Below are 25,776 nucleotides of genomic sequence, written 5' to 3' on the forward strand. Positions count from 1 at the left end.
AATTATGGCACTAGAAATTAAATTAGATGACCGAGTTGCTAAGGTTGAACTTCTTGCTGAAGATGGCAACCATGTTAAAATCATTGTGGACGACAGAGAATATGATTTAGACATGCAACAGGTTGAAAACGGAGTATACTCCGTAATGTACAAAGGACGTTCATTTAATGTTGAGTTAATTGAAAATGGAACTCCTAAAAAATACACTGTCAACACATTTTATCACTCATACGATGCAGAAGTAATTGATGCTGAAACAAAGTATTTGCAAGCGAGAAACGCTGGCGACCTTGAAGCAGCAGAAAGTACGATATCATCACCTATGCCTGGAAAGGTTGTTAAAATTCCTGTTGAAATAGGCACAGAGGTAAAAAAGGGAGATACCGTAATCATTATTTCTGCAATGAAAATGGAAAGCGAATATAAAGCTATGAAAGATGGAGTTGTGAAAGAAATCTTTGTAAAAGAAGATGACACAATTGATGGAAATCAACCTCTTGTATTCATTGATTAAACTCGAATTGGAAACAGATTTTGAGATTCGCAATTAATAATTCGTAATAAAGTAAGACATGTTGACATTAGAAGATAAAATCAAAAAATTTGAAGAACTAAATAAAGCTGCTGAAATTGGCGGTGGACAGGAAAGAATTGACAAACACCATGCAGCTGGGAAAAAGACAGCTCGAGAAAGAATCAATGATCTACTGGACCCTAAAACATTTGTTGAAGTGGACAAGATGGTAACACATCGGTCAACAGATTTTGGAATGGAAAAGAACAAAATTCTGGGTGATGGAGTTGTTTGTGGATATGGAAAAGTGGATGGACGATTGGTCTATGTTTTTGCGCAGGATTTTACAGTTTTTGGTGGTTCGCTAAGTAGAGCCAATGCCGATAAAATTGTAAAAATCACCAAACTGGCAATGAAAATGGGAGCTCCAATTATTGGTTTAAATGATTCTGGTGGAGCAAGAATTCAGGAAGGAGTTCAAAGTTTGGCTGGTTATGCCGATATTTTCTATCAGAATGTTCGTGGATCGGGAGTAATTCCTCAGATTTCGGCAATTATGGGACCTTGTGCCGGTGGAGCTGTGTATTCTCCTGCCCTTACCGATTTCATTATGATGGTGAAAGACACAAGCTATATGTTTGTAACTGGTCCTGATGTTATTAAAACAGTAACCCACGAAGAGGTAACCAAAGAAGAACTGGGTGGAGCTCTTACTCACAACTCAAAAAGTGGAGTTGCTCACTTTACCGCCGATAATGATGAACAGGCAATGATGATGTTGCGAGAGTTAATTGGCTTCCTACCTTCAAACAATATGGAAGATCCTCCGGTTAAACCTTGTACTGATAATATTCATCGCGAAGATGAAAAACTTCAAAGCATGGTTCCTGCCGATCCTAACAAGCCATATGATATCAAGGAGATTATTGAAACTGTTGTTGATGATCACAATTTCTTTGAGGTAATGCCATTGTATGCTCAGAATATTACCATTGGGTTTGCTCGTTTAGCTGGTAAACCAGTTGGAATCGTTGCTAATAATCCAGCAAATATGGCTGGAGTATTAGACATTAACAGTTCAACCAAAGCTGCCCGTTTTGTTCGTTTCTGCGATGCTTTTAATATTCCCTTAATCACATTTGTAGATGTCCCTGGATTCCTTCCCGGAACAGCTCAAGAGTACGGTGGAATTATAAAGCATGGTGCTAAACTTCTTTATGCATTTGCCGAAGCAACTGTTCCTAAAATCACATTAATTACACGTAAGGCATATGGTGGTGCATACGACGTAATGGCTTCAAAACATATTGGTGCTGATATCAATTATTCATATCCAACAGGAGAAATTGCTGTGATGGGAGCCGAAGGTGCGGTAAATATTATGCACAAAGGTTTAACCGAAACGGAACGTGCAGAGGCGATTGATGATTACCGTGATAAGTTTGCTCATCCATATAAAGCTGCAGAGTTGGGTTATATTGATGAAGTAATTCAACCTAAGGAAAGTAGATACAAGCTGATTCAGGCCTTGGAAATGTGCGCCAATAAGAGCGAGCAAAATCCTCCTAAAAAACACGGAAATATTCCTTTATAGACAAGATTAAAAACAAAAGAAGCATGGCTTAAAAGTCATGCTTCTTTATATATGCTGTTGTTTTTAAAATCGATAACCAGCTTTCTGAATATCTTTAAAAGTATTTATAGGTTTATTGGGCTTTAATTGCTTTGCCAAAAACTTATAAATCTTTACGCGAATTTCTTTTGCCTTCTTTGTATCCATTCTATCAAAAGAGTGCCCACCAGGAACTGCCTGATAGATTTCATATTCAAATGTTTTACCATCCGCTTTTAGCGATTTAATTAAATGCTCTACTTCCAAAACATTTACATCATCGTCGTTGGTATTGGTATGAATTAATAAGGGTGTATTCTGAAATTTATGAGTGTTCCAGGCTGGTGATCGTCTGCGATATTCCGCCAAATTATCATTGGCTGTTTTGCCAATATGGTAGTCAGCCGAGTACAAATCTCTATAAGATTGAGTCATGTATCCCATTCGGGCAACCAAGTCGCTTACAGGAACTCCTGCAAATCCAACCTTATAATCCTTTGGGTGATTAAATAAATTAAAGAGCGTAATCATTCCTCCATGACTCCACCCCATGATTCCAACTCTGTTATTGTCAACAAAATCATAATTTTCAATCATGTAATTACGGCTTGCATAAACATCTTCATTCTCTAATCCACCGTAATCTATTTTCTCGTAATGACCTTTTCCATACCCTGTACTGCCACGATATTCTGCAGCAACAACAATATATTCCTGGGCAATTAACTCACGAACAATATGCGTGTAATAGGTTGTAAAATCGCCATGTACACCACCATGCGGCAATACCATTAAAGGGTATTTTTTATTGACATCTAAGTTTTTTGGAAAAAAAGCATAGGTCCAAAACTTTACCGGATTCCCTGCTCCTTTTGCCGTTGGATTTTTCTCTTTCCACTTTGGTGGCCCGTAAATGTATAATTTATCGATATGAGCAACATCTCCTAATCTTTCGAACCAAATGATATCATCTACCATTTTTTGAAGACGATCCAATCGGTGATCTAAGTTTTCATTGTAATTCTTAAGCTCTTCAATCTCACTTTTAATTTCCTGAGATTGAGAAAATCCTGAAAGTGAAAGCAAGCCTAACAAGAGGATGGCTAAGCTGTGTTTTAGTTTTATCATTTTGTGAGTTGTTAATGGTTGGTTGTTATAAACTTCGACTAAGTTATAAAATAATATAGCAGATCATCACAGGCTTACGAAATATTACGGTGCGCTGCACCTTTGGTAAAACAAACAATATCGTTCTATAAATATTAAGGTACTCTGTACCCTATTCATAAAATCATATATCTCAAGCAACAGAGTTGCGTTATATTTATAGAAAGTAATCGTGATGAGAAGACAGGTGCAGCGCAGCGTAATATTACCAAATTCTACTTCAACTCTAACCTAAATATCTTGGTTGTTTCGTGAGTAATCTTAAATCGATCATCCAAACGATGGCCAACAACCCAGGCAATTCTATCGCCAGAAATCAATAACCAGGTATTTTCCTTATCCTGCAAGGAAAACTTTTGATCGATAAAGAAATCGGATATTTTCTTGTTTCCTTTCATGCCTATCGGACGGAAACTATCTCCCTTTTGCCATTTACGCAGCTTAAGCGGAAACTTCAATTTACTGGCATCCAAACATGCTATTTCAGGATTGCTTGGAAATTTAAAACTTGGCGTTCTATCAATAAATGATGCCTCCATTTCCATTGGAAATTCAATCGAACCTGATTTTTCCTCCAACAGATATTCGCTGGAATCATTTTCTTCCAATTCAGATAAAATCAAATACTTTCTATCTCTTAAAACCTGGTGTGTGGATGAAAAGAACCTTTTACCAGAAATGGAATCTAATGACTTGGCAATCATTCTTACATCACGATGGTGAAATCCGTAAGGTGATAATATTTCGAACAAATGAGATGATGGAGAAGGCAATTCCTGCAATCGTGCAATGGAGATTAACAGTTGATTCTCCCTCTGAAAAACCAAATGCAAGCGATTCTCTTCAATTACATCATTGTAAATCTGTTCAACCTCTTTAAATCGTTGAACATTTTCGCTCATGGTTTTTCTAATGGCTGGATTAATTTGCTCTAATACCGGAATTACCTGGTGGCGAATTTTATTCCTTACAAAATCGGTTTCCCGGTTGGTTGAATCTTCGCGATAATTTAAACCTTCGCTTTCTGCAAACTCTTCCAACTCTTTTCGGGTGAAAGGAAGCAGTGGTCTAATTATCTTACCCAATTTTGGTTTTATTCCTGTTAAACCATGAATTCCAGTCCCTCTTACCAAGTTAATCAATACCGTTTCTGCAACATCATCGGCATGATGTCCAATGGCAATGTATTGGTAATTCTCTAATTCCAGAATTTGATCGAACCACTCGTACCTTAGTTCCCGGGCTGCCATTTCAATTGAAAGCTTATTGTTATCGGCGTAAGCCTTGGTGTCAAAATCTTTAGAATAAAAAGGAAGATTGTATTGCTTGGCCAGACTTTTTACAAATTCAAAATCACCATCCGATTCATCGCCTCGCAAATGAAAATTGCAATGTGCAATTGCGCAGTTTACTTCCATTTTTAATAACATCTGAAGCAAAACAACAGAATCGATTCCTCCACTTACCGCAACCAAAATTTTTTCATCACGATAAAACAGATTTTCTTCTTCTACAAAGCGAACTAACTTACGAAACACGGTATCAATTGGCAATTTATAATTAATAATGAGTAATTAACAATGAATAATTTAAAATCAGAGTAGCATATTTAAATAATTCTAATCTAATTCAATTATACATTCACTTTATTACTGTTTTTTTAGAACTTTCATGATGGCCTTGGCTTTTAACATGCACTCTTCATATTCTTTCTCAGCCTCAGCCTGCATGGTAATGGCCCCACCAACCATAAACGAAAGATAATGATTTCTTGCATTATAAAGTATGCTGCGGATTACCACATTAAAATCAAAATCACCTTCAGGTGTAATGTATCCTATAGCTCCCGAAAACAATCCTCTTTTTGTTGTTTCGTACTTTTCAATCAGTTTCATGGCACGAACCTTAGGAGCACCGGTCATCGACCCCATAGGAAAACACTGACGAATGGCTTCAATAAAGTGTACCTCTTCTTTAAGCTCCGAAACAACAGTCGAAATCATTTGGTGCACCTGAGGGAAAGAATAAATCCCACACAACTCCTCTACGATTACCGATCCTTTTTCGGCGGTTCTCGATAAGTCGTTTCGTACCAAATCTACAATCATGATATTCTCTGCTCTCTCTTTCGGATCGTTAAACAAAGTCTCCTTTATTTGCTTGTCTTCGGCTTCGCTTGCTCCTCGCCTGGCTGTTCCTTTTATGGGTTGAGAAATGATTTTCTTTCCAACTTTCTTGATAAATCGCTCCGGACTGGCCGACAACAAATATTGCTGGCCCATTTGGTAAAAGCCCGAATAGGGAGTAGGCGAAACTTCGGTAAGTTTCTGATAGGTGCCGCGAGGCTTAATGTAGCAATCTTCGGCATAAAATTCCTGGCAGAAGTTCACCTCGTAAATATCTCCTCTTCGAATATGATCTTTCAGTTGATTAACAGCCTCCAAATACTCATCACGAGAAATTCTTGAATGAATTTGATCTACAGAAATGGATTTTTCACCATGCAATTCCATATCTTGAAGATTCTGAACCAAAGAAAGCACCTCATCTTCAGTAAATTCTTCATTGTAATAATGAACAATCAGCGTATCCTCATCCAAAAGGAAGACCCAACGTGGTCGGAAAAAGTTCATTTCTGGAAAAGCCAATCCATCATGATTTTCAGACTTTAGCTCTTCAATCTCATTCTTCAAATCATAGCCCAAATAACCAAACCACCAATCTTTCGATTTTTCAATGTTCTCTTTCAAATGATGAAAACAATCCTGTTTTGGTTCAACAATTTGAAGCGCATCAACACCGGCAACCAATTCGTAGGTATTGTATTCGGCCTTCGAATTTACTTTCTGATTCACCTCATGACTATCGAGTATACTAACATACTCGAACTTCTTGCTCCAAAATAGAAGTTGCTCCTTAAACCTGCTCGGATTAGTGATATGAAATGTAAGCTGTTTTCGCATGCCGCAAATTTAAGTAAAAGATGCGTAGAATTGCTTTCTGAGGGTAATATAGATGAATTATATAAATCTGATGTGAAATCAGGATTAAATGTAGGATGAGATTATATTAACATTTGGATTGCATACAAATGATCTTGCTCATGGGTGCGAATTAAACCATTACCTGGTATTAAATGATATTTTCGTACGTTTAGCTGATCCGAACGCGCAAAAATCTGTTCCAGACGTAGGAATATCTCATATTTTCATAAAAAAAGCTGTTCTAAACACACATTTGCCTGTCCAAAACCTACATCAGAGTCTCCTTTTTGCACCTAAAATTGCCTAAAAACCTGTTTAGATGACATCCACCCTAGGAAAATATGAGATATTCCTACGTTTGTTTCATATATTTCCACAAATACTTCATCTAAACGTACGTTTGTATGATATTTTCCTGCGTCAGCATCATTCACACATGGGTTGGAATCTCATTCACCCAGGTAAATGTTACTCATTTATGCGTTAAGATGAAATATTTCCACATCCCCTTGACTTAAACATGCGTGCAAAATGATATTTAACGTGAGTTCAATTGGAAACCCGGTTCATCCAAAAAGAAAATACTCGCCCATTATTACCTGCAATATTTACTTTTAATTTACCATTGCTTAGCTTGAAATATTGAATTTTCTTGGGGAAGTCGTGCTCAAGATTTTCAAATGAATAATAGTCAGAAATGGACTCATTTAAAGGAAAAGAAATTGTAGCTCCCTGGTTTTGATCAAACACAGTTGCCTGATAAACCACTTTTCCTTCTATCTGCTTAATAACTAAACTCTCCAAAACTTTCTGCTTGCCATCTACCAATTGGTATCCTATTCCAATTAAGACATTACTTTTTACCTCCCACTTTTCAAATTGTTGTTTGCCTTCAACCTGCCAGGTACCTTCCAAAAAATGAAAAGATTGAACATCCTGAGTAGAACAGGAGTGGGTACAAATCGAGAAAATAATTAAAATCAGATACTTCATAAAGCAAAGGGATATTTATTTCTTTCAATTTACCAATTAATATTTTCATCGATAAATTGAATCAGGCTATTGGCCATTTCCTCTTGTTCCTTAATCGATGGATGTCCTGTTGTTTCTTTGAAAGGAACAAAATGTGTGTAGATTTGATCATCTTTTAAGCCAGCAACTGCCTTTTTAATATAGCCTGGCCACTGAGAGCCTTCCTTCGTAGCATCCATATTTCCCAGCATGCATATGATTTCTGCTTTAGGGTAGTGATTTCGAATCCCTGCTACAAACTGCTGGTATGCATGAATCAAATATTCTTCGCTTGGAGATTTTTCACCAAAATTCTTCTTGAACTCATCTCTTTCGGGCATATTTACCAACCATGAATCATTCTGAAATAAATTTACCACCACCACATCGGGTGCATACAAGGAAAAATCCCACTTGCTGGTTGAATCTGCAGGGTTTAATCGATCGTAAATATCTGGCATTTCGAAAGGGAACCAACTAATTGTAATTCCAATACCACTTTTACAAATACAATGGTAATCGGCATCGAAATGTCTGGCAGTTATTGAGGCATAGCTTAAATAATTGTTTGTAAAAGTACTGTCCGGAGAGTCTTTTCCTGAAGTATCTTCCACTGCGTATCCTGCCGTGATGGAATTCCCATAAAACTCTACCTTTCTTTTGGGCACATCTGCTTTGGCTAATAGCTTGGCTTTTCCACCAATCTTAAAACCATAAAAGTTGGTTGCTCCCCTATCCCATTCAGTACGTTTAAACAACTCTATACTATGTTTCCCTGGCGATAAATTAGTAGCCAATTCATGGTACTCCTTTATTGTATCGGGGCGAAACAGTACAATACTGTCCTTATCGATGATAATATTATAATAGTTATCAGCCTTTTCATCCTTCATTAAAGCACTCAGCGATTCTCCTTCAAAGTTTATTTTGATCGAGCTACCCGACCAATACAGCTCTGCGTGATCAAAACTTGTAGTATCAATTCTTCCAGAATATTTTATTTCTGAGTTTGAGAATGGAACAATTAAACTTTGTTGCTTTGTACAAGCTGTAAAAATTGCAATCAAAACAATTAGGAGATAATAGGTATTTTTCATGATATGGATTTTATAGTATGGATTTTCAAAACTACTCATTATTTTACGTCGAACTCACCTTATTTAAATTCTAAATGAATCCTTTGTTTAAAATACTGATAGATATCAATTAAAAAGGCAGCCAACGGGCTGCCCTAAACGATAAGTATCTAATGAAAGTTTAAAGTTTTACAATTACTCTTCCCCTACTTTTCTTTTGTAGCATTAAATTGATATAAGTATCCAATTCTTCTAAAGAAGATTCAATTACCTGTTCCTTATGCTTGTATACATTCCATTCTGCCGCCAATTTGTCCCAAACTTTTTGTCTTAACTCCATTGGACAATTTTGAGAATCGATACCTATCAAACTGATACCATTTAAAATAAATGGATAAACGGTCATGGGTAAATCTCCTGATCCTACGTTTCCGCAACAAGTTACGGTTCCCATAGGCTTACAAGCTTTCAATAATGTATGCAAAGTATTTCCACCGATAACATCAATGGCACCAGCCCAAAGAGGTCTTAGCAATGGTCTTCCCGACTGATCATCAGTAATCTCTTTTGAGATACGACTGCTAGCTCCCAGTTCGTGTAATACATCTTCCTCTCCTATAGATTCAGAAGTTGCTGCAACCACCTCGAAACCTAATGATGATAAAATACTAATGGCAATGCTTCCCACACCACCTAAAGCTCCTGTAACTACAACTGGTCCCATTTCTGGTGTTTGACCTGATGCCAATAGTTTATACACAGAAAGTGCAGCCGTAAAACCTGCAGTTCCATAAATCATAGCATCGCGAAAGCTTAATTCTTTTGGTAAAGCCACGACCCAATTGGCAGGAACACGAATGTAATCAGCGAAACCTCCATCGGTATTCATTCCCAAATCATAGCTGGTAACAATTACCTCATCACCCACTTTAAATTGATCACTTGATGATTCTTCTACAACACCTGCAGCATCAATTCCCGGCGTGTGAGGATAATTTCTGCTTACTCCCTTATTTCCCGATACCGACAAGGCATCTTTGTAGTTTAATGATGAGTAACGCACTCGAATTAAAACTTCACCTTCAGGTAAATCCTCAATCTTTCTGCTTACAATCTCTCTTTTGTATTCTCCATTTTCTTCCCTGATACGAAGTGCTTTAAATTCTTTATCCATAACGGTTCTGTATTTTATTCTTATCTTGCAACAAAATTACGTGCATTTAATCTACAAATCAAGAGCTTACAATTATATCCCATACTAACATTTTGTTCTGATTTACTGATTATCAAGCCATAAAAATTTCAAAAAAATTGGAAAAAGGAATTTGTCCTATCGATACATTTATTAATTACGTAAAAGGAAAGCGTAAGGCAACCATTATTTTGCACCTGAAACAAGGTACAAAACGATATTCGGAATTGGTGAAGCTCATTCCTGATGTGAGTGATAGAATGCTTAGTAAAAACCTAAAAGAGCTGGAAGAATCAGGTTTTATCGAAAAGAGAATATATCCCGAAGTACCTCCAAAAGTAGAATATAGCCTAAGTAAGTTGGGAAATGAAATACATCCGGTATTGATTGCCATGTTCCGAGCAGGAAAGCTATTGGAAAAATAAAAGGCAACCTATTGGCTGCCTTTCATTTTATCATTTAAGTTGATTTATCTTTTTGCAATCAAGTCAACAATCTTAAGGATTACATCAACAGCTTTTTCCATTGATTGAACCGGAACATACTCGAATCTACCATGGAAATTATGCCCTCCTGCAAAAATATTCGGACAAGGCAAGCCCATGTATGACAATCGGCTTCCATCGGTACCTCCACGAATTGGAATCACCATTGGAGAAACTCCAACTTCTTTCATGGCTTCTTCCGCAATATCAACAATATACTTCACAGGCTCTACCTTTTCACGCATGTTATAATACTGATTGGTCATTTCAAGCGTAACTGTTCCTTCCCCTAATTTCTGATTATATTCTGCACACAAATCTTCAATGAGCTTCTTGCGAGCTTCGTAATTGTTCATGTCAAAATCACGAATGATATACTGAAGAGAACTGCTCTCCACTCCACCATTCATCGCAATTAAATGATAAAAACCTTGATACCCTTCGGTCTTTTCAGGAACTTCATCCTTTGGCAAACAAGCAGCAAATTCATTTGCAATGCTCATGGAATTGATCATCTTGTCTTTTGCCATTCCTGGATGAACATTTCGTCCCTTAAAGGTAATTTTAGCAAAGGCTGCATTAAAATTCTCGTACTGCAACTCTCCTATTTCACCACCATCTAATGTATATGCGAAATCGGCTCCAAATTTCTTAACATCAAAAAAGTCTGCTCCTTTTCCAATTTCCTCATCCGGAGTAAAACCAACATGTAAAGCACCATGTTTAATTTCAGGGTTTTTAGCCAAATATTCAACTGCAGTTATAATCTCAGCAACACCGGCTTTATCATCGGCACCTAATAAAGTTGTACCATCTGTTGTAATTATAGTTTGACCTTTATAATTTGTCAATTCAGGAAAATCAGCCACTTTCATTACGATATCCTGCTCCTTATTTAGAACGATATCCAAACCATTATAATTTTCCAGAATTTGAGGTTTTACATTCTTTCCGGAAAAATCAGGACTTGTATCCATATGAGCAACGAAACCCACTTTTGGAACTTCCTTATCAATATTCGAAGGAAGAACACCCATTACATATCCATTCTCGTCAACACTTACATTTTCCAGTCCAACTTCCTCCAATTCTTTTGCCAGCTCTTTTGCAAGAACCATTTGACCTGGTGTACTCGGTGTCAAACCTGTTTCTGTATCCGATTCGGTATCGAACTTTACGTATTTTAAAAATTTATCTACTACAGTATTCATTGTTGTGTATTGTTAATAGTATAAGTCTCACCCTCAGGTAAAATAAAACGCTTCAAAAAATTGAAGCGCCTACAATATTACTAAAATGATCCTTTAATATGAATTCATTACTTATAATTCTTAGTTCATCATTTTCTTTAAACGTCATCCGATTTAAACTGAAAGCCTAATCGTTTACCAGTTTGGATTCTTGCATTCTGCATTTTTTCAAAGATTTGTGCTACCGACATAATCTTAACATTATCATATGGTGGGACCAACAAATCGAAATTTAAGGAGTAATTAATTGCCGTTTCAACAATTCTGCGTAAACTTTCTTTAGTTGCCATGCTGGCCGATAAATCTGTTTGCAAAAGTCCCATTTGTCTCTTTCCTTCTACGATATAGTGTTTCTCACGATTGATAAAAATACGGGCTACCAAATATCCTAAATCATCATAGCGAGCATATTTAAATGAATCGTAAAGAAAGTTGTAAATGTTAATGATTCCGGAATAAGCGTTATCCGGATTTGTTCTTACATAGTTTTGCTCCCAAACATTGTGATCTCGATTAAATTGGAATACATTGGTATGCAAACTAAAAACCAATATATCAGAGGCAACTTTTATTTGAAATTCAAATTCGCCTCTATCCTCATACTCCAGTAGAACTTTCTCATCTGCATCTTGTAGCTCCGCATTATATTCAAGTACCAAACCTTCCAAAACATCTCGTAAATCTTCAAATATCTCTTTTGTATTCTGATATACTTGTTGCTTTAAGGTAGCTTTTTCACGAATCGTATTTAAAATGGCTGTTTTCGTATTCAATATGTTCATTGTATAGTTGTTTAAGGTAATTTTTAAATATACAAAAAAACAGTCACCGATATTTCGATGACTGTTTTTATTATGATTGTATTGAATACTTTCTTAGTACGCTTTCGCAAAAACAACACGTCTTTTCGAAGGCTTTCCTGTAAGCATACACACTCCTTCTTCCTCTTCTGCATCGAAAGGTATACAGCGAATGGTTGCTTTGGTTTCATTTTTAATTTGCTCTTCTGTTTCAGCTGTTCCATCCCAATGAGCAAGGAAAAATCCGGTTTTTGTTTCCAACAACTCTTTGAATTCATCATATGAATCAACCTTAGTTGTTTTCTCAGCTCTAAAATCAAGTGCTTTTTGGAAAATATTAGCTTGAATTTCTTCTAATAATTTCTCAATCACCTCTTCGATACCATCAATAGGAAGAGTTTCCTTTGATAAAGTATCACGACGAGCCAATTCGATTGTTCCATTTTCCAAATCACGATTTCCAATCGCCAAACGTACAGGTACACCTTTCAATTCGTACTCGGCAAATTTCCACCCTGGTTTGCGGTTATCGCTATCATCAAATTTCACAGAAATCCCCATCGATTTAAGCTTCGCAACAATTGGATCTATTTTAGCAGCAATCTTTTCCAACTCTTCTGCTTTTCTGTAAATTGGTACAATTACAACCTGAATTGGAGCCAATTTTGGAGGTAAAACCAATCCGTTATCATCAGAGTGAGCCATAATTAATGCTCCCATCAAACGAGTTGAAACTCCCCAGGAAGTAGCCCAAACGTAATCCTCTTTTCCTTCCTTGTTCGCAAATTTTACATCAAATGCTTTTGCAAAATTTTGTCCCAAGAAATGAGAAGTACCTGCTTGCAATGCCTTTCCATCTTGCATTAATGCTTCAATACAATAAGTATCCAAAGCACCTGCAAATCTTTCCGACTCTGTTTTATGACCTTTTAATACTGGAACTGCCATAAAGTTCTCAGCAAAATCGCCATAAACATTAATCATTTGCTCTGTTTCCTGCAATGCTTCTTCCTTGGTAGCATGAGCAGTATGCCCTTCTTGCCACAGGAATTCCGCAGTACGTAAAAACAAACGAGTACGCATTTCCCAACGCATTACATTTGCCCATTGGTTACAAAGAATAGGAAGATCTCTGTAAGACTGAATCCAGTTTCTATATGTATTCCAAATAATGGTTTCCGAGGTAGGTCGGATAATTAATTCCTCTTCTAATCTAGCATCAGGATCAACAACTACACCGCGCCCATTGGGGTCATTTTTCAGACGGTAGTGGGTTACAACTGCACATTCTTTTGCAAATCCTTCTACGTGATCTGCTTCTTTACTCAAGAATGATTTTGGGATCAATAATGGAAAATATGCATTTTGATGACCGGTATCCTTGAACATCTTGTCCAGTTCTGCCTGCATGTTTTCCCAGATTGCATAACCGTAAGGCTTAATAATCATACATCCTCTCACAGCAGAATTCTCTGCTAGATCTGCTTTCATTACCAGATCATTATACCATTGCGAATAATTTTCGCTTCTGCTCGTTAAAACTTTTGCCATTCGATATAGTTTTGGTATAGTATTTGCTACTTTTAGGCTGAATAAAATTCAATACAAAAGTATAAAATTATCTTATATATTCATTATTGGAGGACTTACGATGAAAACCTATTTCAAAATTCTATTAATTTCTGCCCTGTTTGCAACAGGATGTTCGCCTTCATATATGGGAACTTCCCTTTATGACGACGATATTTACTATGACCCAAGCGATGCACCTTTGATTGTGCAAAAAACTGAAAGCAAAACTGTGATTGCAAAAAAAGACAATCCACTAGCTCCTGCTCAAGAAAATCAAACAAAAGTAGTACCAGAAACTAAATCAAGTATTGCTCCTGTTGATGATCGTGATTTTTCTGAAATTCAAAAGCAGTATGCTGCAATTCTTCAAAACGATTCAATTGGCAGTATAGATACATTGATTTATCAAGCTGAAGAAACTGGTTATTATTATGGTGGTTTCTCCGGATCTGAAAATGATCGTGAAGAAGCTGAACGATTAAGAGCAATGTATCCGCAGGGATTCGGTTATAACGATGGTAGTGGTTATAGTTTAGCCATGTGGTTAGCTGGAAATTCTGATTGGAATGTATACGTTGATGGTGACAAAGTATGGTGGACACCTACCTGGACCAACTATCGTTACTACAATTCATACAATTTCCATACCATGAGATATGGCAATTACTTTGCTTATAACTATCCTTATGGATATGGTTATTCATACCCTAGCTGGAGTGTTGGATTTGGATGGGATTCCTGGTATTGGGATCTACATTTTGGATGGAATTATCATTACCCTTATCATGGTGGTTATTACTACCCATATGGTAATTACTATGGATACTATGGTCATCACCATCACCACTATGCAGGACATTATGATGGACACTACGGAAAAAATATATATCATGGAAGAAGAACTGCAACAGGATCTCATGTTGGAACTTCTACCTACACAAACAACAGAAGTTCTAATGCAAATGTAACAAGAAGAGCAAATGCAAGAACTAATGTTAATAGAAGCGGTACAAACAGAACTACGAGTAGAACCAGTAATGTAGCAACAAGAAGATCTGTAAATTCATCATCTGCAGCCGATGTAAGAAGAACCAGAGCTGCTTCAAGATACAGTTCTGCAAACCGAAGTGCATACAGTAATCGTTCCAACAGTACTAGAGGAACATATAATGGTACAAACCCAAATACAAGAAGAAGTGTAAGTAGCACAACTACTAATTCGAGAACTCGTTACGGTACACAAACCAATAGAACAAGAAGATCTAGCAGCACGTATTCGAATACAACAAGAAGTAGTTCACCTAGCTATAATAAAACAAGAAATGCTACCCGACCTACTTACAATTCTACAAGAGGATCAAGAAACTCGAGCTATTCAAACAGATCTGCAACAAGATCATCATATTCTAAAGTGAGAGGTAATTCGAGAAGCTCAAGCAGAGGAAGCTCTTACCGATCATCATCCAGATCAAGCTCATCTCGAAGTAGTACTTACAGACCTTCAAACAGCGGATCAAGATCGTCAGGTAGTTCTGTACGTTCATCAAGTGGTACTTCCAGATCATCATCTGGTGGATCAAGAAGAAGATAAAACAGATAGGGAAACAATCCTCCAGTTTCCCTATACAAATAATACGACTATAATTTAATTAGTACATATTTTCCCAATATGGGTTCTAATATTAAAACCTAAAATTATGAAACGAATATATATTCTCATCTCATTAATAATCATGGCGGGGGCTACATATGCTCAGACAGCCGATGATGCATTGCGTTACTCAAAACAGTATTTTAACGGAACAGCCAGATCTGCTGCAATGGGTGGAGCTTTTGGAGCTTTAGGTGGCGATTTTACTGGTATCGCTATTAATCCTGCAGGATTAGCGGTTTACAGAACTTCAGAATTCACTTTTTCATCAAATCTTAATTTCACTGATACCAAAAGCTTAAACCTACAGACTAAAACCAGTTTAAACGAAGATAATTATTCATTCGGAATTTCAAATATAGGTTATGTATCAACGAACAAAGCTCGAATTGAGTCAAAAGAAGGTTGGAAAAGCTTTAACTTTGCAATTGGATACAACAAATTGAACACTTACAGAAAAAATGCAAGATCGAATGCACCCAAAGCTCCTACTTCGCTGTTAGATGTAATGGTAAACAATTCAAACGGTATACATCCCAATTCATTAAATCGGTTTCGAGAAAATTTGGCTTATGAAACTTATTTGATTGATACAATTAGTGGTAGTAACAATCAATATATTGCAATTACCGATGAAATTTTAAATCAAGTACAAACCATTGATGAAAAAGGCTATGCTGGTGAATTCCTTTTGGCTTTTGCGGCCAATTACAATCACAAATTATACATTGGGGGTTCATTAGGAATTCAATCCATTTATTATAAATCAACGAAAGTTTTTTCGGAAAGTATTTTACCTGATAGTGATTCTGATTTTAACGACTACACTTTTGAAGAATCATTTAAGTCATCGGGTGTAGGTGCTAATTTTAAACTAGGTGTGATATACAAACCAGAACAATGGCTTCGCTTAGGGGCATCTGTTCACACGCCAACTTTTTATACTTTCGATGAAGAATACTATAGTGAAATTACTTCGAACTTTAATACAGCTGACGAGAATGGTTATTCAAGCTATTACATAGGATCTCCTGAAGGTAATTACTCTTATAAATATCGAACTCCTTTAAAAGCTACCTTTAGTGCAGCATTGGTTTTGAAGAAAAAATTAATTCTAAGTGCAGATTATGAGCTTATTGATTATTCAAAGGCAAAATTCTATGATGGAGATAATGGTGAAGATTTTAACGGCACTCCAGATAATCCAGATACCAATGACATTATTAAAGCCAGCTACCAAAGTACAGGCAATTTACGAACTGGATTAGAGTTTCGGGCAACACCTAACTTTAGCCTTCGTGCCGGATACGCAAAAATGGGTAATTCTTTTAAAGTTTCGGGTGCCGATGATAGCTTTGATGTATTCTCAGGTGGTTTTGGATTCAGACAAAACAATTTCTTCATGGATTTTGCTTATAACTATGCTGATGTAGAAAACCAGTTTGTATACTACTCTTATTCCGATCCTAATCCTGATTTCTCATTCTCTTCAGATCAAATAAAAGAGAATAATAAAAAACATGAAGTAAAAGTTACTTTTGGATTTAAGTTTTAATCCTAACACTACTACAAGATAAAGGTGGCATAAAGCCACCTTTTTTTATGCATGAAAAAAGCTGATACCTATAAGATATCAGCTTCATATATTATCATTTCAAATGCTTACAAAATCATACCTGCAGCAACAGTTTCGTTGGTTCCTTCATCAATCATGATAAAACTACCAGTAATTCTGTTCTCTTTATATGAATCAACAAATAAAGGTTTAGCAGACTTGAAAGTAATACAAGCAATGTCATTTAATCCCACTTGTTTGTCATCAGTAACTTCTTCCAAAGTATTTACATTAACCTTGAATTTTACATCACGAACCATGCAACGAGCCTCATTTGATGTATGTTTGATTGTGTATTTACCACGTGGCATCATAGCACGTTCATTCATCCAGCAAATCATTGCTTCAACTTCCTGCTCTACCTTTGGAGCATTCTCTGCAGAAACAATCATGTCACCTCTTGATACATCTATATCATCAGCTAAATTTAGTGTAACTGATTGTGGAGGAAATGCCATATCCAATTCTCCATCGAAAGTATCAATAGATTTTACAGTCGTTTCCAATCCTGAAGGCAATACTTTCACTTTATCACCTGGACGGAAAACCCCACTGGCAACACGACCTGCATAACCTCTGTAGTCATGGTATTCATCAGACTGAGGACGAATTACATATTGTACAGGGAATCTGGCATCCTGATGGTTTCTGTCATCAACAATTTCGATTGTTTCCAAAAGGTTTAATAAAGTCGCCCCCTGGTACCAATCCATATTTTCTGAAGCATCCACAACATTATCACCAAATTTTGCAGAAATTGGTATGAAGCGAACATCCTTAATATTTAATTTCTCAGCAACCTTTTTGTAGTCTTCCTTGATTTTGTTGTATGTCTCTTCAGAGTAATCAACCAAATCCATTTTATTGATACAAACAATGATATGAGGAATTTGCAGAAGGTTAGCAATATATGAATGACGTAATGTTTGCTCGATCACTCCGTTTCTTGAGTCAACCAAAATTAAAGCAGCATTCGCAGTAGAAGCTCCTGTTACCATATTTCGGGTATACTGAATGTGACCTGGAGTATCAGCAATAATAAATTTACGTTTCGGAGTAGCAAAATATCTGTAAGCAACGTCAATGGTAATCCCTTGCTCGCGCTCTGCTCTTAAACCATCGGTTAACAAGGCCAAGTCAACTTCTTCGTCGCCTCTTTTTTGGCTACTGATTTCGATAGCTTCCATTTGATCTTCGAAAATGGCTTTACTATCGTATAATAATCTACCGATAAGAGTACTTTTACCATCATCAACACTACCTGCTGTAGTGAATCGTAAAAGTTCCATATCTAAATATCCTGATGTTTTATCTGACATATCTATTTTTTTAGCTGTTAGCTTTTAGCTTTTAGCCATTAGCTTAAAACTCTAATTTTCTTTTTAGAAATAACCTTCCTTCTTACGATCTTCCATTGCTGCTTCGGAACGCTTGTCATCATGACGGGTTCCACGCTCGGTAGTTCGAGATGCTGCTACTTCCTCAATAATATCTTCTAAACTATTCGCTTCCGATTCTACTGCACCAGTACATGTTGCATCACCAATGGTTCTAAAGCGAACAATTCTCTTCTCAACCGTTTCGGTATCTCGCATTGGAATAAAATCAGATACTGATAATAAGTTTCCATTACGTACGAATACATCACGTTCGTGAGAGAAGTAAATATTTGGTATTTTAATATTTTCCAGATAGATATATTGCCATACATCCATTTCTGTCCAGTTTGAAATTGGGAATACTCTAAAGTGCTCTCCCATGTGCTTCTTACCATTGAACAGATTCCATAATTCAGGACGTTGATTTTTTGGATCCCATTGTCCAAATTCATCACGATGTGAAAAGAAACGCTCTTTTGCTCTGGCTTTTTCTTCGTCGCGACGACCTCCACCCATAGCACAGTCTACTTGTAAATCTTCAATTCCGTCAAGCAGAGTCACAGTTTGCAATTTGTTTCTACTTGCATCAAATCCTGTTTCTTCAACTACTTTTCCTTGATCAATTGAATCCTGAACATAGCGAACAATTAGACGAGTTCCCGTTTCTTCCATCAATTCATCACGGAACTGAATCGTTTCTGGAAAGTTATGACCTGTATCGATATGCATTAAAGCAAATGGAACTTTTGCCGGAGCAAATGCTTTACGTGCCAAGTGAAACATTACGATGGAATCTTTTCCTCCTGAGAATAACATCACAGGATTTTCAAATTGAGCAGCAACCTCACGAATTACGAAAATAGATTCCGCCTCAAGTTCTCTTAAATGATTAATATTGTATTCCTTCATTCGAAAATAATTTATTTACTTCTCTTCTTACCCAATGGGGTGTGTTCTAAGTCCGTTCAAGTCTCCCTTCACATATTCTCAAGTGTATTTCTACACTTCAAAAAATCTCTACATCAATAATTTCATTAGCAACGGCTTCAATCTATTATTGGGCTATCAAAACAGTTATTTCCTATATGCTTTACCAAGCTTCAGAAAATTAAAGGCAAATGTACATATTATCACTAGATTTTAAAAATCTAATCAATCTATATAATTCACCATCTAAGCAAAAAAAAATCCGAGCTTTACAACCCGGATTTTAAAACAATTATAATATTCTTGTTACTCACAATCATCACAAGTTTTAAAACTCTTGTTGTATTGGCTCATCGCTCTATAACTCATACCCATACTAGAAAACCCTCCATCGTGGAACAAATTCTGCATGGTTACTTTCTTCGTTAAATCAGAGAACAAAGTAATACAGAAGTTAGCACACTCTTGAGCATCTGCATTACCCAGAGGAGACATTCTTTCAGAGAAATCAATCAGAGAATCAAATCCTTTTACACCACTACCTGCTGTTGTAACAGTTGGCGACTGAGAAATGGTGTTCACACGAACGCGTTTCTCGCGACCATAAATGTAACCGAAACTACGAGCGATAGATTCTAGCATTGCTTTTGCATCTGCCATATCGTTGTACTCATACATGGTTCTTTGAGCTGCTGCGTACGAAAGCGCAACTACTGATCCCCATTCGTTAATGGCATCCAACTTTTTAGCCGATTGCAATACTTTATGGAATGATGTTGCTGAAACATCTAAAGTTTTCTTAAGATATTCATAATTTAAGTCATCGTAAGAGTGTCCCTTACGAACATTTGGAGACATACCGATAGAGTGTAAAACGAAATCGACTCTTCCACCCAACACTTCCATTGATTTGGTAAATAATTCATCCAAATCTTTAGGGTTGGTTGCATCGGCAGGAATTACCTCTGCATTGCATTTTTTAGCCAATTCATCAATGGTTCCCATACGAATTGATACAGGTGTGTTGGTCAAGACGATTTCTGCACCTTCTTCTACAGCCAATTCTGCAACTTTCCAGGCAATCGACATTTCATTCAATGCCCCGAAAATAATCCCCTTTTTTCCTTTTAATAAATTATACGACATAACTTGAAATTTTCAATTTTTCAGGCTGTAAAGATAACCATTAATTCTTATAATGATTCTAAACAAGCCTATTAATTAAGACTGAATAAATTCTTTAATTGAAATTTCAAGCAACCATCTAGCTACCTAACAACACTTTAGCATTTTCCAAAGCGGCATTCGTTAGATCTGTTCCACTTAGCATCTTGGCAAGTTCTTCGATACGCTTTTGCTTATCCAGAAGTACGATATTTGAATAGGTTTCATGCTCATCGTCGGCTTTATAAACCTTGTAATGATATTTTCCTTTTCCAGCTATTTGAGGCAGGTGTGTGATGCTTATTACCTGAATATTTTCAGCCATTTGATTCATCATAGCTCCCATTTTATCGGCTATTTCACCCGATACACCCGTATCAATTTCGTCGAAAACAATAGAAGGCAAAGCAGTTGAAGATGATATTAAATACTTAATACTCAGCATCAGTCGAGACAACTCTCCCCCTGAAGCAACACGCTGTACTTCCTCTAAACTACCATTCTTATTGGCACTAAATAAAAAGGTCACTTTATCGGTTCCTAATTGCTGAAATTCTTCGCTATTGATGATTTGTACTTTAAAATTAGCATTAGGAATTCCAAGTAATACAAGTTGATTTACAATTGTTTTTTCTATTTTGGGGATCGCCTTCTTTCTACTATTCGAAAGATTATCAGCAGCTTTCTGCAATTTTATCTTTTGCCCTGCCAATTGTTCCTTCAAATCTTCAATTAATTCATCACTCGACTCAATTTTCCCAACCTTCTCTTCAAGATCTTCACGAATTTGTATCAATTCGTCAACAGAATCAACACGATGCTTTTGTTGTAAAGAGTATATTGTATCCAAACGTTGATTCAAAAAGTCGATTCTTCCATTATCGAATTCCACCAATTCATTACTTCTGTCTAACTCCTGAGACAGATCTTGCAACTCTATTAGCGAACTATCCAAACGTTCAAAATAAGAATCTGCATCAGCAAATACTCCTTGAATTTTAGCAATTGCACTTCTGGCTTCTTTTATTTGAGAAATTACAGATGATTCGCCTTCCGACAAAAATCCATATGCCTGATACAGTCCTGATTTAATTTCCTCGGCATGATTTAGAGTTTCTAACTCCTCCTCCTTCTCTTTCTGTTCCCCTTCAACCAGATTGGCTTCGTTAAGCTGCTCCAATTGAAACTGGAAATAATCCAAATCAGCCTTTTCCTTGGCAGCAATTTCTTCCTGATTTTTTAACTCTTTTCTTAAATCTTGATATTTCTTGAAGGATAGTTGATATTTTGCAAGTAAAGCTGCATTCCGGGCATAAGTATCAACAATACCAACTTGATATTCAAAACTTCCTAAAACAAGATTTTGGTTTTGGCTATGTATATCCACCAAACATACACCAAGCTCTTTTAATGTTTTTAAGTTTACAGGAGTATCATTTACGAAAGCACGCGTTTTTCCACTAGGCAAAATTTCACGACGAATAATGGCCTCCTTTTCGTAGTCCAATTCATTCTTTTCGAAAAACTCCTGCAAATTATACTTTTCAATTGAGAATGAACATTCAATAATACACTTCTTCTCTTTATCCTTCAGCACACTTCCTTCTGATCTCTGACCCAAAACCAAAGATAAAGCTCCTAGCAAAATGGATTTACCAGATCCGGTTTCTCCTGTTATTACAGAAAATCCATCCGAAAAATCGATTTCCAACTGATTAATTAAAGCAAAATTCTGTATAGATATTGATTGAAGCATAATCTCAAACTAAAATTATTATTTGCAACAAAAATAAGGATTAGAGAAAAACCAAGTCAAAATCCTCGCCTATTTTTGTCCTATAATTTTTTTGTACTTTTTGATATTTGCCGGATCTATTTCACTAAGAATATTATAGACCCTTTTTTTCTCATCTGTAAATGATTCACTAAAGATATTAACCAATTCGTCAGCCTTAGCATCGAAAAATATGGTAAGAATAAAGGCTCCTGGCTTTGCCCGATAGGCTTTTTGCATCAATCGTAAACTTTCGGCAATTTCAGCTCTTGCTTCCGTCAAGTGATCTGCCATTCGATCTAATCCCAACCTGTGATATCGATACAAACATTCACGAACCGGACTATATGCATTGTTAAGAATATTTTCGATTAACCAATACCTATTATCTCGACTTTCATATGCTTTCCAACCCGTAGTATTTGAATTCTGCATTTTACTCACGATTGTTTCAGCTTTAGCATAATAAGGCGCTCCACCATCCATCGCAAAAGTATCATAATCCAAACCTAATATAAGGTAAGCATAATAAGCCAAAAGCCCAGTTAATTCCGATGGAGTAACTGTTTCGTTAAAATCTAAAGATTGATACTCAACATATTTAAACTGAACATCATCATCTTTAAAGTTTAGCATCACTGTATTATAAGAGGAGTTATAAACTGGTCTGCTTGCCTGAACTTGTAGACTTCCACGAAATTCATCTGCCGAAATTTGTTCCGTCAGATTAAACATGAAAGTACATTCAATTCTCTCATCGTAGCTGTACACATGGTTTGTCCATTTGCGAGCATTCATAAACTCGTTAATGGCAGTTTGCATGGTTCTAAATACTTGCTTATTGGTACCTTGAATTTTTTGACTAACCACTTGAACATTGCATCTGAATTCTTGCGAAAACAAAGGAATTGAAAACAATGTTATAAATAATACTAGAAAGAATTTACGCATAATAATAAATCAAAAGTTCACAGCTAAAGTTAAAAATTATAACGAAACAGATGCCAACTTATTTCTCATAAAACTGAATTAATTCTTCTACGATATCTTTCGCAACTTCTATCTTAGGTTTCAATTCAAATTTTTTAGCTGAACCTTCATTATCGATAATCGAGATTTTATTGGTATCATGCTGAAAGCCTGCTCCCGAATCGTTCAAAGAATTAAGCACAATAAAATCCAGATTTTTCTTCTCTAGTTTTAATTTTGCGTTAAATTCCTCATCATTGGTTTCAAGTGCAAAACCAACAAGAAATTGATTTTTAGCTTTGATTTTTCCTAAAGATGCTGCAATATCTTTGGTAGGTGTTAATTCGATAGAGTAATTCTCTTTTCCACGCTTTACTTTTCTATCTTCGGGATTTAAAGGAGTAAAATCGGCTACTGCTGCCGTCATAATCCCACCATTACAGTTAGGGTAATTATCGATAGATGCCTGATACATCTCTTGCGCAGTTACAACATCAATTCTATTGATATTTGGATGCTTTGTTTTTAAAGCTGTTGGCCCACTCACCAAAACGACATTTGCACCATTTTCAGCTAATTCTTCAGCAATGGCAAATCCCATTTTTCCTGATGAAAAATTGCCAATAAATCTAACTGGATCAATTTTTTCGTAAGTAGGCCCTGTAGTGATTAATATCTTTTTATCACTTAACTTTTTTTTTTATCCTCAAAGAATTGGCTTAATTTCTGAGCAATAATCTCCGGCTCTTCCATTCTTCCTTTTCCGTACAATCCACTTGCCAATTCGCCACTCGATGGTTCTATAAATGTATCGCCATATGATCTAAGTATATCCATATTGCGAAGTGTTGCAGGATGTTTAAACATATCCAAATCCATCGCTGGAGCATGTACAACGGGACATTTTGCCGACAAGTAAGTTGTAAGAAGTAAGTTATCACAAATACCGTGTGCCATTTTGGCCATAGTATTTGCAGTAGTTGGTGCAATAATCATTACATCTGCCCAAATTCCCAGATCAACATGACTATTCCAAGAACCATCATCATGCTTAAAAAAATCAGACAATACTGTATTCTTAGATAAAGTAGCCATAGTTACCGGTGAGATGAACTCCTTCGCATATGGAGTCATGATAACCTTAACATTAGCACCTTCTTTTACTAGCAAACGAACCAAAGAGGCTGCTTTATATGCTGCAATACTAGCAGTAATACCTAAAATTATATTCTTATCCTTTAACATAAACTTTTTCTAAAAAATAAAAAGTTCCCTTTTGAATAAAAAGGGAACTTGACCATTATTTACTAATTAGTCTTCTGATTTTTGTTCTTTAGAAGGATTTCTATAATAGATTTCTCCATTAATGAATTCCTCAACCGCAATCAATGTAGGTTTTGGTAATCTCTCATAGTATTTTGAGATTTCAATTTGTTCACGGTTTTCAAACACCTCTTCCAAGTTATCTGTATAAGAAGCAAATTCTTGCAATTTCTTATTCAGCTCACTTTTCAGCTCAACAGCAATCTGGTTTGATCTTTTCGCCATGATCATTACAGATTCATAAACATTACCCACTTCTTTGCTCAATTCGTTCATGTTGCGAGTAACTGTAGAACTTGCTGCATTTGTTTTTTTATAATCCATACTGTGTAAGAATTAGATCTATTTTAATTATTTATATTAAACTTACTTAAATATGCTTCGATATCCTCTAGCATTTTTTCAGCACGCTTCATGTGCTTACTTTCAGGGTATTCATCAACAAATGCATAATATTCTTCTTTTGCATTGTTGTATCTTTCTCTTTGTTTTGAAGGTATACTCTTAAAAGCCAACTGATGCTTCGATTCTAAAAGCATAAACATCAAATCTTCTCTATGCGATGAACCAGGGTAATCTTTAATACTATTTTGAAGAGCAATAATTGCCGAAGGATACTTCTCTCTATCGTAATAATTTCTTGCACTCAAATAAGACTTATATACCAATTTATCCTGCATCTCATCTATATATTCATTACACTTAGGAATTCGTGTTGAGTTTGGATAACGATTAATGTACAACTGAAATGCATCGATAGCATCTTGCGTTGGCGTTTGATCCAATCTCGGTTTTGGCGACTCCAAATAGTAACAATATGCACTCATATATAAACACTCCTCTGAATATGGACTATCAGGAAATGTTTTCAAAAAGTTTCTAAAAAAATATCCAGCACCAATATAATCTCCTTGCCCATATGAGCAATATGAAATGTAATAACTTATGGTTTCTGCTTTACTTGTTCCTCTGTAAATAGGAAGCAATTCTTCAAACAAAGTGGCTGCTTTTGCATAATCTTCCGAACTGTAATATTCAACAGCTTTTTTGTATTTCAGAGAGTTGTCGGAACTTTTCAGCAATTTTTGATACTCGCTACATCCTCCTAAAACGAAGGCGAAAAGCACGAACAGTAAGACAATTTTTCTCATAGGCCTTGCTACTATATTTTTTTGCATTTTGCAAAGATAAAGTTTTCATATGAAATATAGCACACTTTCTCGTGTATATTATACAATTCTTTATAATTTATTGGTTTGAACCCAAAAAAGATTACTTTTGCACAGTTACAAAGAAAATAACTCAAAAAAG

The 25,776-nt window shown here is 36.1% G+C and carries 24 protein-coding genes; 6 read left to right on the forward strand and 18 right to left on the reverse strand.

The genetic code is table 11. The features are described 5' to 3' along the window. Positions 1–4: 4 nt before the first annotated feature. Positions 5–514: a biotin/lipoyl-containing protein gene (locus NQ163_RS10660; protein WP_268190317.1), complete on the forward strand. Its 510-nt coding sequence runs from the start codon at positions 5–7 to the stop codon at positions 512–514. A gap of 58 nt (positions 515–572) precedes the next feature. Beyond that, positions 573–2,108, forward strand: a complete 1,536-nt coding sequence (locus tag NQ163_RS10665) for an acyl-CoA carboxylase subunit beta (protein ID WP_268190318.1) — start codon at positions 573–575, stop codon at positions 2,106–2,108. A gap of 63 nt (positions 2,109–2,171) precedes the next feature. On the opposite strand, the gene NQ163_RS10670 is transcribed toward NQ163_RS10665, so the two are convergent. The 3 genes from NQ163_RS10670 to pabB all read right to left on the reverse strand — a co-directional run bounded on the left by NQ163_RS10670 (position 2,172) and on the right by pabB (position 6,256). After that, on the reverse strand, positions 2,172–3,254 hold the full coding sequence (locus NQ163_RS10670) for an alpha/beta hydrolase family protein (protein WP_268190319.1): 1,083 nt from the start codon (positions 3,252–3,254) through the stop codon (positions 2,172–2,174). A gap of 254 nt (positions 3,255–3,508) precedes the next feature. Then, positions 3,509–4,831 (reverse strand): tRNA lysidine(34) synthetase TilS, encoded by a 1,323-nt coding sequence (tilS, locus tag NQ163_RS10675; RefSeq protein WP_268190320.1) that lies wholly within the window; start codon positions 4,829–4,831, stop codon positions 3,509–3,511. Positions 4,832–4,942: 111 nt separating this feature from the next. Then, positions 4,943–6,256 carry an aminodeoxychorismate synthase component I gene (gene pabB / locus NQ163_RS10680; protein WP_268190321.1) on the reverse strand — a complete coding sequence of 438 codons (1,314 nt, stop codon included), beginning with the start codon at positions 6,254–6,256 and terminating at the stop codon, positions 4,943–4,945. A 340-nt stretch (positions 6,257–6,596) separates the two neighbouring features. Here pabB and NQ163_RS10685 point away from each other — a divergent pair, with 340 nt between their 5' ends. Further along, the gene (locus tag NQ163_RS10685) at positions 6,597–6,764 is read left to right on the forward strand and encodes a hypothetical protein (protein ID WP_268190322.1); all 168 of its coding nucleotides are present in this window, start codon (positions 6,597–6,599) and stop codon (positions 6,762–6,764) included. Between the two features lie 62 nt (positions 6,765–6,826). On the opposite strand, the gene NQ163_RS10690 is transcribed toward NQ163_RS10685, so the two are convergent. The 3 genes from NQ163_RS10690 to NQ163_RS10700 form a co-directional block, all read right to left on the reverse strand. Then, positions 6,827–7,270 carry a DUF6265 family protein gene (locus NQ163_RS10690; RefSeq protein ID WP_268190323.1) on the reverse strand — a complete coding sequence of 148 codons (444 nt, stop codon included), beginning with the start codon at positions 7,268–7,270 and terminating at the stop codon, positions 6,827–6,829. Positions 7,271–7,299: 29 nt separating this feature from the next. Continuing rightward, the gene (locus NQ163_RS10695) at positions 7,300–8,385 is read right to left on the reverse strand and encodes an SGNH/GDSL hydrolase family protein (protein ID WP_268190324.1); all 1,086 of its coding nucleotides are present in this window, start codon (positions 8,383–8,385) and stop codon (positions 7,300–7,302) included. A 160-nt stretch (positions 8,386–8,545) separates the two neighbouring features. After that, on the reverse strand, positions 8,546–9,538 hold the full coding sequence (locus tag NQ163_RS10700) for a YhdH/YhfP family quinone oxidoreductase (RefSeq protein WP_268190325.1): 993 nt from the start codon (positions 9,536–9,538) through the stop codon (positions 8,546–8,548). A gap of 137 nt (positions 9,539–9,675) precedes the next feature. Between NQ163_RS10700 and NQ163_RS10705 the strand changes: the two genes are divergently transcribed. Then, complete coding sequence (locus NQ163_RS10705) at positions 9,676–9,981, forward strand: winged helix-turn-helix transcriptional regulator (protein WP_268190326.1); 306 nt, start codon at positions 9,676–9,678, stop codon at positions 9,979–9,981. Positions 9,982–10,025: 44 nt separating this feature from the next. Here NQ163_RS10705 and pepT read toward each other — a convergent pair whose 3' ends face one another. From pepT to proS, 3 genes are all read right to left on the reverse strand, one after another. After that, on the reverse strand, positions 10,026–11,252 hold the full coding sequence (gene pepT, locus NQ163_RS10710) for a peptidase T (RefSeq protein ID WP_268190327.1): 1,227 nt from the start codon (positions 11,250–11,252) through the stop codon (positions 10,026–10,028). A 137-nt stretch (positions 11,253–11,389) separates the two neighbouring features. Further along, positions 11,390–12,073 (reverse strand): hypothetical protein, encoded by a 684-nt coding sequence (locus NQ163_RS10715; RefSeq protein ID WP_268190328.1) that lies wholly within the window; start codon positions 12,071–12,073, stop codon positions 11,390–11,392. 93 nt (positions 12,074–12,166) lie between these two features. Next, positions 12,167–13,642 (reverse strand): proline--tRNA ligase, encoded by a 1,476-nt coding sequence (proS, locus tag NQ163_RS10720; protein WP_268190329.1) that lies wholly within the window; start codon positions 13,640–13,642, stop codon positions 12,167–12,169. 100 nt (positions 13,643–13,742) lie between these two features. Between proS and NQ163_RS10725 the strand changes: the two genes are divergently transcribed. Further along, positions 13,743–15,254 carry a hypothetical protein gene (locus tag NQ163_RS10725; RefSeq protein WP_268190330.1) on the forward strand — a complete coding sequence of 504 codons (1,512 nt, stop codon included), beginning with the start codon at positions 13,743–13,745 and terminating at the stop codon, positions 15,252–15,254. Between the two features lie 106 nt (positions 15,255–15,360). Then, positions 15,361–16,869, forward strand: a complete 1,509-nt coding sequence (locus tag NQ163_RS10730; RefSeq protein WP_268190331.1) for an OmpP1/FadL family transporter — start codon at positions 15,361–15,363, stop codon at positions 16,867–16,869. Positions 16,870–16,976: 107 nt separating this feature from the next. Here the strand turns inward: NQ163_RS10730 and cysN are convergent, their stop codons facing one another. From cysN to NQ163_RS10775, 9 genes are all read right to left on the reverse strand, one after another. Then, complete coding sequence (gene cysN, locus NQ163_RS10735) at positions 16,977–18,248, reverse strand: sulfate adenylyltransferase subunit CysN (protein ID WP_268190332.1); 1,272 nt, start codon at positions 18,246–18,248, stop codon at positions 16,977–16,979. A gap of 63 nt (positions 18,249–18,311) precedes the next feature. Further along, positions 18,312–19,217, reverse strand: a complete 906-nt coding sequence (cysD, locus tag NQ163_RS10740; RefSeq protein ID WP_268190333.1) for a sulfate adenylyltransferase subunit CysD — start codon at positions 19,215–19,217, stop codon at positions 18,312–18,314. Positions 19,218–19,541: 324 nt separating this feature from the next. Further along, positions 19,542–20,381: an enoyl-ACP reductase FabI gene (locus tag NQ163_RS10745; RefSeq protein WP_110361964.1), complete on the reverse strand. Its 840-nt coding sequence runs from the start codon at positions 20,379–20,381 to the stop codon at positions 19,542–19,544. Between the two features lie 118 nt (positions 20,382–20,499). After that, a complete protein-coding gene (gene recN, locus NQ163_RS10750) occupies positions 20,500–22,155 on the reverse strand; it encodes a DNA repair protein RecN (protein WP_268190334.1) in 1,656 nt (551 codons plus the stop codon). A 69-nt stretch (positions 22,156–22,224) separates the two neighbouring features. After that, positions 22,225–23,124: a type IX secretion system protein PorD gene (porD, locus tag NQ163_RS10755; RefSeq protein ID WP_268190335.1), complete on the reverse strand. Its 900-nt coding sequence runs from the start codon at positions 23,122–23,124 to the stop codon at positions 22,225–22,227. A 58-nt stretch (positions 23,125–23,182) separates the two neighbouring features. Further along, entirely contained in the window at positions 23,183–23,818 is a 636-nt protein-coding gene (locus tag NQ163_RS10760; protein ID WP_326493324.1) for a phosphopantothenoylcysteine decarboxylase, read from the reverse strand. A gap of 11 nt (positions 23,819–23,829) precedes the next feature. Beyond that, positions 23,830–24,387: a flavoprotein gene (locus NQ163_RS10765; RefSeq protein WP_245996602.1), complete on the reverse strand. Its 558-nt coding sequence runs from the start codon at positions 24,385–24,387 to the stop codon at positions 23,830–23,832. Positions 24,388–24,453: 66 nt separating this feature from the next. Beyond that, the gene (locus NQ163_RS10770; protein WP_054721395.1) at positions 24,454–24,789 is read right to left on the reverse strand and encodes a DNA-directed RNA polymerase subunit omega; all 336 of its coding nucleotides are present in this window, start codon (positions 24,787–24,789) and stop codon (positions 24,454–24,456) included. Positions 24,790–24,812: 23 nt separating this feature from the next. Continuing rightward, positions 24,813–25,616 carry an outer membrane protein assembly factor BamD gene (locus NQ163_RS10775; RefSeq protein ID WP_268190336.1) on the reverse strand — a complete coding sequence of 268 codons (804 nt, stop codon included), beginning with the start codon at positions 25,614–25,616 and terminating at the stop codon, positions 24,813–24,815. Positions 25,617–25,776: the final 160 nt, after the last annotated feature.

This window comes from Marinifilum sp. D737, from assembly GCF_026672275.1.
In the GTDB taxonomy this organism is placed as follows: Bacteria; Bacteroidota; Bacteroidia; order Bacteroidales; family Marinifilaceae; genus Marinifilum.